This window comes from Pseudoalteromonas sp. QJM3NY_12, from assembly GCF_056173165.1.
This window is the reverse complement of record NZ_CM149661.1, coordinates 1910243-1923019: the sequence shown is the minus strand read 5'-3', so window position 1 is coordinate 1923019 and position 12777 is coordinate 1910243. Positions and strand designations below refer to the sequence as shown.

The 12777-nt window shown below is 40.7% G+C and carries 12 protein-coding genes; 6 read left to right on the top strand and 6 right to left on the bottom strand.

Annotated features, from left to right (window positions below; all coding sequences use genetic code 11):
* Nucleotides 1-22 precede the first annotated feature (22 nt).
* From AC0VZ5_RS08895 to AC0VZ5_RS08885, 3 genes are all read left to right on the top strand, one after another.
* On the top strand, nt 23-439 hold the full coding sequence (locus AC0VZ5_RS08895) for a hypothetical protein (RefSeq protein ID WP_055012600.1): 417 nt from the start codon (nt 23-25) through the stop codon (nt 437-439).
* A 1159-nt stretch (nt 440-1598) separates the two neighbouring features.
* The gene (locus AC0VZ5_RS08890; protein ID WP_475472457.1) at nt 1599-2102 is read left to right on the top strand and encodes an Mpo1 family 2-hydroxy fatty acid dioxygenase; all 504 of its coding nucleotides are present in this window, start codon (nt 1599-1601) and stop codon (nt 2100-2102) included.
* Between the two features lie 25 nt (nt 2103-2127).
* Nucleotides 2128-2919 (top strand): SDR family oxidoreductase, encoded by a 792-nt coding sequence (locus tag AC0VZ5_RS08885; RefSeq protein ID WP_138608214.1) that lies wholly within the window; start codon nt 2128-2130, stop codon nt 2917-2919.
* Between the two features lie 63 nt (nt 2920-2982).
* Here AC0VZ5_RS08885 and AC0VZ5_RS08880 read toward each other — a convergent pair whose 3' ends face one another.
* The 4 genes from AC0VZ5_RS08880 to AC0VZ5_RS08865 all read right to left on the bottom strand — a co-directional run bounded on the left by AC0VZ5_RS08880 (nt 2983) and on the right by AC0VZ5_RS08865 (nt 5676).
* Nucleotides 2983-3363, bottom strand: a complete 381-nt coding sequence (locus AC0VZ5_RS08880) for a VOC family protein (RefSeq protein WP_475472455.1) — start codon at nt 3361-3363, stop codon at nt 2983-2985.
* Between the two features lie 41 nt (nt 3364-3404).
* Entirely contained in the window at nt 3405-3812 is a 408-nt protein-coding gene (locus AC0VZ5_RS08875) for a GFA family protein (protein ID WP_054201063.1), read from the bottom strand.
* A 430-nt stretch (nt 3813-4242) separates the two neighbouring features.
* Nucleotides 4243-4422, bottom strand: coding sequence for a DUF6435 family protein (locus AC0VZ5_RS08870; protein ID WP_475472453.1), 180 nt, complete (start codon nt 4420-4422; stop codon nt 4243-4245).
* Between the two features lie 93 nt (nt 4423-4515).
* Entirely contained in the window at nt 4516-5676 is a 1161-nt protein-coding gene (locus AC0VZ5_RS08865) for a PQQ-dependent sugar dehydrogenase (RefSeq protein ID WP_475472451.1), read from the bottom strand.
* Between the two features lie 294 nt (nt 5677-5970).
* On the opposite strand from AC0VZ5_RS08865, the gene AC0VZ5_RS08860 reads away from it, so the two are divergent.
* From AC0VZ5_RS08860 to AC0VZ5_RS08850, 3 genes are all read left to right on the top strand, one after another.
* Nucleotides 5971-7014 carry a flavin reductase family protein gene (locus tag AC0VZ5_RS08860; RefSeq protein WP_475472449.1) on the top strand — a complete coding sequence of 348 codons (1044 nt, stop codon included), beginning with the start codon at nt 5971-5973 and terminating at the stop codon, nt 7012-7014.
* Nucleotides 7011-8063: a fatty acid desaturase family protein gene (locus AC0VZ5_RS08855; protein ID WP_475472447.1), complete on the top strand. Its 1053-nt coding sequence runs from the start codon at nt 7011-7013 to the stop codon at nt 8061-8063. The genes AC0VZ5_RS08860 and AC0VZ5_RS08855 overlap by 4 nt, the downstream gene beginning before the upstream one ends.
* Nucleotides 8064-8288: 225 nt before the next feature.
* Entirely contained in the window at nt 8289-9290 is a 1002-nt protein-coding gene (locus tag AC0VZ5_RS08850) for a branched-chain amino acid aminotransferase (protein WP_304644689.1), read from the top strand.
* 375 nt (nt 9291-9665) lie between these two features.
* On the opposite strand, the gene AC0VZ5_RS08845 is transcribed toward AC0VZ5_RS08850, so the two are convergent.
* Both AC0VZ5_RS08845 and AC0VZ5_RS08840 read right to left on the bottom strand, forming a co-directional pair.
* Nucleotides 9666-12221: a TonB-dependent receptor plug domain-containing protein gene (locus AC0VZ5_RS08845; RefSeq protein WP_475472445.1), complete on the bottom strand. Its 2556-nt coding sequence runs from the start codon at nt 12219-12221 to the stop codon at nt 9666-9668.
* 192 nt (nt 12222-12413) lie between these two features.
* On the bottom strand, nt 12414-12725 hold the full coding sequence (locus AC0VZ5_RS08840; RefSeq protein ID WP_178956179.1) for an Mpo1-like protein: 312 nt from the start codon (nt 12723-12725) through the stop codon (nt 12414-12416).
* Nucleotides 12726-12777: the final 52 nt, after the last annotated feature.

Sequence of the window (12777 nt, the reverse complement as noted above, 5' to 3'; positions counted from 1 at the left end):
AAGCAAAAATGGATTTGAGCCAATGACTTCAATAACCTTTAAAAATCAATATAGTAGTTATAATACTCCCGTTAACAAAGTGGCAAAATCGAGTGACGTTCTGCCAACATCTGCCGCTGCGGCAACAACCAGTACCGCTGAAAACCAAGCAACCCCTAATTTTATCGCTAAACCAGAAGACAAAAGCTTTTTAGAAAATGCCCAAGAGGCATTAATTTATCAACGTTTAGGTGTTGATAAAGAAACTATAGCTGAGTTAAAAGCAGCAATAGAAGCCTTGGCAGAAGAACTAGGAGAGGAAGGGGTTGATGTAGATGCCATAAAAGAGCAGATTGCTGAATTACAAAAAATGTTAGAGCAAGAATTCGAAAAAGGCACGGAGCGAATGGCAATGCAACCAACACATGAAAAAGGCAAGCTAGTAACCGCATTAGCTTAGATAGCGGTATGTTGAAAGGTTATTGACTCCTGTCTTTAAGCCGGTTTTAAGTGATTAACGCACAAAGAGGGTGAAGAGGCGCTGCGCTTTTAGAGAAGTGAACTAGACCATAACTTTTTGTGGCTTCTCATTTACTCCTTATTCGCTTCTCTGTGTTCAAATAGGGTTTAGTGAATTATGCACAAAGAGGGCAAAGAGCCGCTGCGCTTTTAGAGGAGTGTACTAGACCATAACTTTTTGTGGCTTCTCATTTACTCCTCATTCGCTTCTCTGTGTTCAAATAGGGTTTAGTGAATTATGCACAAAGAGGGCAAAGAGCCGCTGCGCTTTTAGAGGAGTGATCTAAACAATAACTTTTTATGGCTTCTCATTTACTCCTCATTCGCTTCTCTGTGTTCAAATAGGGTTTAGTGAATTATGCACAAAGAGGGCAAAGAGGCGCTGCGCTTTTAGAGGAGTGTACTACATGATAACTTTTTATGGCTTCTCATTTACTCCTCATTCGCTTCTCTGTGTTCAAATAGGGTTTAGTCAATTATGCACAAAGAGGGCGAAGAGACGCTTCGCTATTAGAGGAGTGCTCTAAACCATAACTTTCATCTGTAACCAAAAAACCAAACAGGGGCTTATAAAAAGTAATAGCATGCCCATACTCAGTAAGTTACCTCTAAAAAGGTTAAAATCATCAAGTATTTTGTGCAACTTATACTTAAATAAATATCTGCCCACAACAATATCTAAACTAAGCATTATTGTTAGCCAAACAAAACCCACATTTAAACAATCTAAGTACGAAATAGGGTTAACCCATGGCAAGGTCAGCCAAGTAATGGCATAAATAATCGCAGTGCCCAAAAGTAAGCTGAGTGTTTTAGCGCGTTTTAGAGCGTAAAATCGATGTAAAATCCTTACTCTAATATTGCCATTAATTATCTCAGCTAAAGCGAGTAATAGGCCAACGGCGCGTGTTTTTTAAAGCATGTAAAGCTCCTGGTGCTGATCATGTTAATTATTAACGATGACCTTACCTAATTTATAGCTATAACGCATAAGGTACTGCTCACCATTTTTACAGAATAACTATCGTTATCAGTTGTTATTATGTGTCATTTTTTATAAGGTGAACTTTGCTTATAAAAATAACAATAGGAACGCCGTCATGAAAACCCTTGAACAACAGCTCGGCCAGTATGGTTTGTACCATCGCTCTAAACGAAATGTATTAACTCATTTTTTTGGTATTCCACTCATTGTGTTTGCCGCTTTATGCTTACTCGCCCGAATTGAAATCCCTATTGCTAATTTTAGCATTGATGGCGCGCAAATTTTTGTATTAGCCTCTGTGGTTTACTATTTTATGTTGAACTTTTCGCTAGGTTTAATCATGGGAATTATTTTCACTTTATTGCTGGTAGCTGCACAACCAATTGCTGCTATGGCTTTGGTGCCATGGTTAACAATTGGAGTTGGGGTGTTTGTATTTGGCTGGGTATTACAATTTATTGGTCATTATTTTGAAGGTAAAAAGCCCGCATTTGTTGATGATTTAGTTGGCTTAATTATTGGCCCTTTGTATGTCACTGTTGAGCTGTTGTTTTTAATGGGCTTTTATAAAAATTTAGAACAGCAAGTGAATGAAATAGCGGGCCCAACTAAAGCATAATCAGTTAATAAATATAAGGTAAACCATGGATTATAATAATAAAACAGTGTGGATCACCGGCGCATCATCAGGTATTGGTGAAGAACTTGCAAAACAATTTGCAGAGCAAGGTGCAAAGGTTATTTTATCAGCGCGAAATATCGATAAACTCAACCAAGTAAAAGACGAGTTAAAAGGCGAGGGGCACCGTGTTATCCCGCTTGATTTATCAAAGCCCGAAATGGTACTGCAGGATGTATCGGAGAAAATAGATAGCTTAGGCCCCATTGATATTTTAATTAATAACGGTGGCGTATCGCAGCGTAGTTTATTTTTAGAAAACGACTTTAAAGTGTACCGGCAACTTATGGAAGTAAATTACTTTGGCTTAATTGCACTCACTAAAGCGGTACTACCTTCAATGGTGGCACGTAAAAGCGGTTCAGTAGTGGCTATTAGTAGCGTGGCAGGCAAAGTAGGCTCAAAGTTTAGAACCGGATACTCAGGCAGTAAATACGCTGTGGTAGGCTTTATGGATTGCTTACGCGCCGAAGTGGCGCAGCACAACATACATTGCTTAACTATTTGCCCAGGCTCAATTAAAACGGCGATTGCCCATAACTCATTGAACGAGCAAGGGGAAGCGCAAAACAAACCTGAGCCTTCAATAGAAAATGGTATGAACGTAAATGTAGCCGCATCAAAAATGCTCACTGCAATCTACAATAAAAAGGATGAAGTAGTAATAGGCCAAGGGTTAAGTGGTTGGGCACCGTTTATAAAACGGTTTTTCCCAGGATTATTTAATCGCTTAACCGCTAAGGTGGAATATAAATAACTAAGTACAGTACTTAAACGCCAGCATTTAGCTGCTTAGCGCAATGCTGGTTCGTGTTCAGCTTTATGGCTGTTTTTGTACCTTCCAAGGTGGGTTTAATCGATTTTCTCCAGCTTTATAGAGCTTAATTTTATTTCCTGAAGGGTCTTTTAAAACCGCTTCCTTCCATAGATACCTTTGCTCTGTGGGTTGCTGTTCGAATACGATCCCTTTTTTGATTAACTGCTGGCACAATTGCTCAAGGTTATCGTTCTCAAAATAAATTACAGAATGATTTTCAAAAAATTCACTTTCTAAAGATAATGAAAATGTAGAGTCACCTTCAGGGCAACTAAAACGTGCATAATGAGGTGTATCAACGATTTGGGTAAAGCCAAGTGTGCGATAAAAACTCACCGCTTCATTCATATCTTTAACTGGCAAAGTTACTTGATTCAGATTCATTCAAACTCCCACTTCAAAAAAATAGATAAATTTATATGGATTTACTCTCGCCCTGGCTCATGTCCCTCATAACGAGGAAGCTGAGCATCTAAGTCTTCCCAATTAGCTTTTGAGGTGATGAAATTATGCGATATTGGTCGCTCTGTTATATCGCAGGTTAACGCGCCTAATCGAAGGCGATATCTTTGAGGAGATTGAGCGTTAGCACTATAAATTGGAGCGCCGCAGGTTTTACAAAAGTACTTACGTTTACCTTCACTACTTTGGTAAAAAGTAAGTGTGCCGTTGTAGTCAGTTAATGTCAGATCGCTGGCATTAATAAATCCATTAGTAGCAAAAGCACTGCCACTGGCCTTACGACAAAGCGAACAATGACAATGAATAATATCAGTAACTTTACCATTAATTGAAAAGTTGATTGAGCCGCATAAACAACTACCTGTGTACATCTGTATTCCTTGATTTAATTATAATTTTTTCATTATATTGCATTTTTTCCAGTAAATTTTTGATGCTTTATGGGTTAATTACACACTTTACTAAAAATGCTTTCCTCGCACTCACAAAATCATCAGCGCTTTAATATTCTGATACTTAAAACAATGCATCAACTCTTTTGGAGTAGATTAATAATTCCACTAATTAACGTTAATGTAAATAATTGTTTATGTGAGTTTTTAGGTGGGTTATGAGCATAAGTAAGAGAAGGCAATAATGCTATGAGTATAATGAGCTGTGCTCAATTAAAAGCTGGTTACGATGGAGGTTAAGTTGGGGAATTATCTGGTTGGGCTTAAGTGAATTTAAAAAAGGATGTTTGTAAGTATTAAAACCCCGCGTTTTTAACGCGGGATTGGTTTGAATTGGTAGGCTATATTTTTACTTGGCCTTTTTGGCTTCGAGTGCTTCTATTTCATTCCAGATTTTTTCAGCCTCGTCAGTTAATATCGCATAGCTTTTAATATCGCCTTTTCTTTGTGCTTGCATGCCTTGCTCTAATTTTGCATCGTACTCTTTACGCAATTTTTTGATTGGATCTGGCTTTAAAAATGAAAACATCAACACCCTCGTTGTTTATTAGCTAATTACAGTAACAGTACGCAGTTAAGCTGCAAAAAGTTTGCTGTTACTGTAATTAGATGTATTAAATGACTACTTAGGATCTAGTCGCACAATGCCCTGGCCATCTAATCCAAGGTGAATAGTACCATCGTCACTTTGGGCTAGGCTGCGAATACGGCCAATACCTTCAAGTAATTTACTTTGTTTAACGACCTTACCATCTGCTATTTCTAATACGCTAACAAAGGCGTATTTCATTGAAGCGAGTAAAAATTTACCTTTAAGTTCAGGGTATTTATCACCTTTTACTAGCAACATGTCTGAAGGAGCGATAGACGGTGTCCACTGTAATATGGGCGCTTGCATGCCCGGTTTTTCGGTTAAATCGGTAAACGAGGTGCCGCTGTAGTTAATACCGTAACTCACCACGGGCCAGCCGTAGTTAGTTTTAGGTTTAATCATATTAAGCTCATCGCCACCACGGGGGCCGTGTTCGTGTGCCCAAAATATACTATTGTGACCATCGAACCACATGCCTTGTGGGTTACGATGCCCATAAGACCAAACCGCTGGTTTTGCACCTTTTTGGTTTACGAAGGGGTTGTCAGATGGAATTTTACCATCGTCGTGTAAACGATAAATTTTACCGCCATCACGGCCTAAATCTTGTGGGTTAATATCTCGCGAGCCGCGATCGCCAATCGAAAAATACACATAGTTTTGGTTATCAAACACAATACGGCTGCCATAATGCTGACCTTTTTTAGAGTTATGCTCACCTTTGTATAATTGTTGTGGCTCAAGTAGTTGGCTGTGATCGTTACTTAGCTTTGCACGCATAAGTGCGGTGTTACTACCTGCGCCATCGCCTTCACTGCTTGAATAAGTAATATATAGCCATTGATTATTAGCAAAATCAGGGTGTAGCTCTAAATCAAGAAGCCCGCCTTGGCCGTTGGCATCTATTTTTGGTAGCCCAGTGATTTTAGTTAAGCTGGTGGAGTTATTACGAAGTAAATAAAGGATGCCGCTGCGCTCGGTTATTAATAAGTCACCGTTTGGCAGAGCCTCAATAGCCCACGGAATCGAAATTCCTTGGGCAACAGTTACCGGTTTTACATTAAGCGCTAATTTATCCAATTCTTTAAAATCAACTGCATAAGTGCTGAGGCTGGTGAGCCCCGAAAGTGCAAATGCACAACTGATTTTGGCAAGTGTAGAAAATTTTTTACGCGTTGTTATTTTGTTCATAATGGCTTCCAAAATTAACTAAATTTTAACTACCTTAGCACGCTATTTATCATGGTGTTAAGTATTTGGGATAAATACAAGTGCACGCAATTTAATCGTTGTCCATTGGGTACTTGAGCGTTGTTAACCTTTAAATGTAGCTCTAGAAAAATTGAATAATTACTCTAATGGGGTTGAAATTTAAAAATTCGAGCGTACACTTGTGCGCTGAATTTTGGGCTTACACGTGTATGCTCAAATATAAAACCCAGCAGAAACTAATGGGTAGTCGATTTAAATAGAGAATTTATAACCATGTTAACTCCGGTATTAGATCAATTTTCAAAATGGTTTTTACACCATCAAAGCTTTGCAGCTTATATTGAGCCAATAATGCAAGTGTTTAAACCTGCGTGGCGCGCTGACCTTTTTCGAACCAAGGTTGTTGATGTTCAAGCGCTAAGCGGGCGATTTTTAAGTATTTCACTTAAACCAAGTAAAAAGTGGCCTATACATATTGCTGGTCAACACATTAGCTTAACGGTGGAAGCTAATGGACGTTTGCTTACTCGAGTGTTTACTTTGGCATGCAGCCCCGCACAATTTAAGGCGACAGGTTTACTTCGTTTATTAGTAAAAACAGATCAGCAAGGTCATTTTACAAGCCAATTGCAAAATGCATTAGCGGTGCAGCCATGGTGTAATATTTCTTTACCAAGTGGCGACTTTGTATTTAAAAGCTGGCACAAACCCAGCACGTTTATTGCTGGTGGTTCGGGAATCACGCCTATGCTTGCAATGCTTGATCAGCAGCTAAGTAATACTGAGCATCAGATAAAATTAATTTACTTTGCAAAAGCAGGTGAGCATCAATGCACTAATGAGTTAAAAATGCTGACACAGCAATATAATCATTTTTCTTACGTACTGCTTACACGGGATCGAAGCCCATATTTAACTACTCATATAAATACGGACGATAATCCTGATATATATTGCTGTGGTCCTGCTGGCTTTATGCAAGAAGTTGCAGATTTTACTCGTCTACTTAATTTAACCTATTACCAAGAATCGTTTGGTCTATCCATGCCTAAATTGACTGACGACAATCATTTTTCAGTAATAATAAATAAAGACACGCATGTAGTGACTAGTAATGAGGTGCTATTAAACCAGTTTGAAGCAAAAAAACTCCCTGTGCAGCGTGGTTGCGGCATTGGTATTTGCCATCAATGCCAGTGCATTAAAAAGTCGGGAGTGGTGCGTAATTTAAAAACTAATCAATTATCAGATACTGGCGAGCAGTTAATTCAACTGTGTGTGAGCCAAGCCGTTAGCGATTTGGAGTTACAGCTATGACAACTATAAATTATCAACAGTTAGCCGATGATTTAGATGAAATTAAAATGTCGACATTAGCTACAGTTGGGCAAAAGGATGCAAACTATATTCGTTCTATTGTGCGTAAGCAGCGGTTTTGCGAAATAGGCGGACGGATTTTATTGATGCTTGGTTTTGTACAGCCATTATTGTGGGTAGCGGGTGTTTTATTACTTGGTTTGGCTAAAATTCTCGACAACATGGAAATTGGCCACAACGTAATGCATGGTCAATACGATTGGATGAACGACAAACAACTTAACTCTAAAAGCTACGAGTGGGATATAGCCTGCGATGGCGAAAGCTGGAACCGCGTTCATAACTTTGAACATCATACTTACACTAACATTATCGGAAAAGATCGTGACTTTGGTTATGGCTTATTAAGGTTGAGCAATGACTTTAAATGGCGGCTAAAAAATACATGGCAGTTTATTACCTATTTAAATTTAAGCGTGCTGTTTCAGTGGGGCGTGTCGTATCATGAGCTCGCAGGCGAGCGAGTCTTTATAGGTAAAAAGAAACCAAACCGTAAAGGCGCTGTAGCGCATAGCACTTTAAAAAAGCGCTTTTTTAGTAAAGGGGCGCGCCAACTAATTAAAGACTATGTGTTATTTCCAGTTTTTGCGGGACCTCTGTTTTTATGGGTATTAAGCGGTAATTTTTTGGCAAACTTAATTCGTAACCTATGGACCTCAACCATTATTTTTTGTGGCCATTTTACCGAGCAAACCCATACCTTTTTTGAGCAAGACTGCAAAAACGAAAACCAAGGGCAGTGGTATTATCGCCAAGCGCTGGGGTCGTCAAACATTAAAGGGGCACGTTGGTTTCATATTTTAACTGGGCATTTAAGCTTTCAAATAGAGCATCATTTATTTCCTGATATGCCATCGTCCCGTTATCAAGAAATTGCGCCTAAAGTGCAAGCCGCATTACAAAAGCAGGGGATTGCTTATAATACTGGCGGATTTTTTCAGCAATACACCTCAGTGTTAAAGCGTATATTACGTTATTCATTTAAATAGAGGTTAATAAAATAGCCGCTACTATTATGTATGCATTAAATAATCAGCTAACTATAAAATGTTAGCTGATTATTGCATTAAAGAGTTAGCAAGCGCTTTATTGATTAAATAATCATCAGTACATGCAAAAAATTCTTCTAATTAATTTAAAAACAGCTCGTTTTGCTATGGTTAAATAGTAGCTGGTTGTCATACAATGGAGAAAAATAGACCACACAAGAGAGAATAAAAATGGCAGCATTTGGTACTGTGTTTATGCCGCAGATGATTCAAGCTAAGTTTTCTGACAATCAGTGGGGCGAAAGCTCAATTGTTCCTTGCGATAAGCTTGAGTTGCATGCAGGTGCGCACGTTCTTCATTATTCAAGTACATGTTTTGAAGGGTTAAAAGCCTTTCGTCACGAAGATGGCTCGGTTAATATTTTTAGAATGGACGCTAATATTGCGCGCATGCAGCAAAGTTCTGAATTGTTGAGTTTACCTGCTGTTGATGGCGAGATGCTAAAAACAATGATCATCGATATTGTTCGTGAATACGCCGATGAAACGCCGCTTCCTCCTGGTTCTATGTATATTCGCCCAACCCACATTGGTACAGAAGCTGCCATTGGTAAAGCGGCGGCACCGTCAATGAGTTCGTTGCTTTACACATTATTATCGCCAGTGGGTGATTATTTTTCAGGTGGTGCAACTGCGTTACGTGTTTTACTTGAAGAAGATGGTATGCGCTGTGCCCCGCACATGGGTATGATCAAAAGCGGTGGTAACTATGCCAGCGCACTTGGCCCAATTTCAGCAGCACGCACTAAATATAAAGCCGACCAAATTTTATTTTGCCCAGGCGGCGATGTACAAGAAACCGGTGCCGCAAACTTTATTTTAATTGATGGCAATGAAATCATCACAAAAGCACTCGACAGCACATTTTTACACGGTGTAACCCGTAATAGCATTTTAACCATAGCTAAAGATTTAGGTATGACGGTTAGCGAGCGCAACTTTACTGTCACTGAGCTTTTAGAGCGTGCAGCAAAACCAGGTACTGAGGCAGCACTTTCAGGCACTGCGGCAGTATTGACTCCAGTAGGTACGTTTATCCATAACGATAAAGAATACAAAGTAGGTAACGGTGAACCAGGGCCAACAACGGCACGCTTACGTCAAGCATTGAACGACATTCAATGGGGTAAGAGCGAAGATAAACACGGTTGGTTAACTAAAATCTAATCGGGTTCTAGGGTCTGTTGACCTTTGCGGATTAAAATTTGTTCAAACTAGGGGCGGTTTAATCGCGGCGCGAGGTTTGTAACCTAGTGGGCTAAGTAAAAACCGAGCAAAGCTTCCGCGTCCTGCTCACGCTCCTTACCTACATCCATGTAGGCAACAAAGAGTAAATCGTCCCTAGGCAGAACCCTTCGGGCAGCGCCTGTTTGGCATTGATGCTGCGTTATCGCCTATTTATGGGGAATAACCACACCACATAGGCTCTGCCTTGCCTAAATACCAAACAGACTGCTGCAAATTTAACCTTGAAAGATCAACAGACCCTAAGCTATTAAAAAGCCACACTATTTAGTGTGGCTTTTTGGTTTAAGCTACAGCTTAAAACTTCATTTCAATTTTGCCGTATACATAACGGCCATTAAAACCAAATGGTGAAAAGCCCGAGTACGAGAACAAGCGAGAGAAAGTGGTTACATCGCTCACCAGCTCACGAGTTGGATCTGGGTATACATCAAACACATTATTAGCGCCTAAGCTAAGAGTAAGGTTATTATTAAGTGCATAGGCAACATCTAAATCGGTGATCCATTTAGGTTCTAACACTTCGTTACGCTCTGGGTTTTCAGACGGGTCTTGTGTTTCACCGTAGCGAGTGCTGCGAAGTGTGGTGCGCCATTCGTTAAGTGTCCATGTTGCGCTAAGGTTGTATTTATTGCGCGGTGTGCTCACTTCAAAACGACGTAGCTCGTTACCCGAGAACAAATTATCTTGCTCAACCCCAACATTTTGTAATTGTGCTGGTGGGTCAATAATATCGGTGACTTGGTTTTTACCGTAGTTGTAACCTAAGTTAAACGCTACATCACCGTAGTTGTCGGTGATTAAATTATAAGAAGCCACGACGTCAACGCCACGGGTTTTGCTATCAATCGCGTTTAAGAAAAATCGACCTTGGTTAGCGCCGGTGCCCTCAAGTAAGCTTGCAACGCCTGCGCCCGATAAGTTATTTGATAACACAATACGGTCATCAATTAATATTTGGTAGTAATCAACAGATAAGCTGAAGTTGAAGTCGGTTGACCACGTAAAGCCTACCCCGTAGTTAGTAGCTTCTTCTGCGTCTAAACCTGGTGAACCCAATGCAACGGCAACATCGCTGCTTGGCGCAAAGGTACCTGTCTGTGTTGGTTCGCCATCCACAAATACAGTCGCTACCGAGGTAAAGTATTGCTGTTGTAGAGACGGAGCTCTAAACCCAGTTGATACAGAGCCACGCAGTGCTAAGTCTTCTGTAAGTGTATAGCGAGTGGCAATTTTACCATTAAGCGTGTCGCCAAAATCAGAGTAGTCTTCGTAACGGGCGGCTACGGCAACATTCCAGTTATCTGTAATAAAGGCTTCTAAGTCAACGTAAAGGCTAACATTGTGGCGGCTGTTATCACCCGCAGATTCAGGTGTGAACCCCGGGAACACTTGTGAACCTGCAGAGCCGAATGGGCCATTAACCGGATCGGTCACGGCACCACCTGGGCCAAAATTACCACGCGCATAAGAGGCTTCTTCACCTGCTTGAATTTCATACCCTTCGCGGCGATACTCAGCGCCCACTGCCACGTTAATTCCGCTGGCTAAAAAGTCAGCATCAATCTCACGGCTAAAATCAAGATTAATAGTCAGCTGATCGTAAGTTAGCGTGCCGGCATCAAAACTGGTTTGGCTACTTGGCCCATATGAAGTGTTTAAACTATTAATAACACCAAAGTTAAAGGCATCTTGGCCATATACAGCAGAAGCATCGTAGTTCCATTCATTAGCAAAGCCTTTCACACCTAAAGCCAATGAAAAGTCATCAATGTCTGAGGTGATCACCGGCAAAAAGCCATCAGGGTATATTTCTGTAACGTTACGGCTGTCTTGGGCGCGACGATAAAAACCACCGCCTTCGCCTTCACGCTTGCTGTAAGAGCCAAACGAGTAGAGCTCAGCATCGTTAGTTAGCTGATAACCTGCGTTGTAAAACAGCGCAAAGTCTTCAACAGTGCCGTTACCAAAGTTATGGTTGTAACGATCCCATGTGAATTCGCGTGGGTCGAGAGAGCCATCAGGTAAACGAGCGTAGTTTTCGCGTTGGTCGTAATCAGAGCGGTTGGTAGAGCTGCGATCGCGATATTCACTAGAAATACTCAAAAAGCCGTTATCGCCTAATTCAAACCCCATATTACCTTGCAGAGTTAAGGTTTGGCCGTCGGTAAGCGAGCGGTCGCTGCCCTCAGTAAAAGCTAAGTCACCATTTGCGTCCTCAGAAACCGATTGTAACTGCGCGACACCGTCCATATCGGTAATATTTGCACCATATACGGCACCCAAACTACCGCCACTGCTATTGCTTTTAAGGACGATATTAATCACCCCGGCAATAGCGTCTGAGCCATATTGAGCTGCGGCGCCGTCGCGTAATACTTCAATACGTTCAATCGCGTTTGCAGGTATGGCGTTTAAATCAACCGATGACGAGCCTCGACCCGTTGAGCCGTTTAAATTAAGTAGCGCGTTACTGTGGCGACGTTTACCATTTACGAGCACTAGGGTGTGATCAGGGGCTAAGCCACGCAGTTGAGCGGGGCGTACATGATCGCTGCCATCGGTAATTGATGGTTGGGGGAAATTAAAACTTGGTAATAACGTACTTAATAGTGCATTTGTTTCTGTTTGCCCCGAACTTTTTAAGGCATCATTACTAATAATATCAATAGGAACAGGGCTATCTTCAACTGTGCGGCCTAGTCGGCGAGAGCCAATTACACTAATTTGTTCAATGTTTTCTTGCGCCTGAGTCTCTTGCTCAGCAGCGTTAGCCGTCCATGAGCCTACAAGTGCAGCGGCGATACTTAAAGTGATGGTCTTTTTTGCTGTAAATAGCGGTGTAATTTGCATAACTAATTTCCCTCATTCGATGCTCTTCAGGTGGTTTCAATATAGTGTTTGTTAGAATAATGAACTAATTGAAATTACTGTTGCCAAATTAGACTATTTTTATAATCGAGGTCAATTGAATTACATTCAATCTACAATTTATTTACAGCAAGTAAGGTGAGGTGTTTATAATACCGAGGCGTAAGTAGCCATTTACCATTTAATTCTGCCAATCAACATATCTTTAAACATGACCCAATCACCCAATAAACTGTAAAACGGGTGCTTAAATGTGGCGGGGCGGTTTTTTTCAAAAAAGAAATGCCCAACCCATGCAAAGCCATAACCAATCACCGGTAATAACCATAACAATACGAATTGCGAGCTAATAAGCGCATAGCCGACTAGTAACAACACTAAACTACTGCCAATAAAATGCAGTCTGCGACAGGTTTTATTCCGATGCTCTTTTAAATAGAAAGGGTAAAAGCGTTTAAAGCTAGAAAAGGATTTAGTTTCTGTCATTACTCAACCTGCGAGTGCTTAAAAGTCGTTCGTTTATTTAAGCGCAATTTAG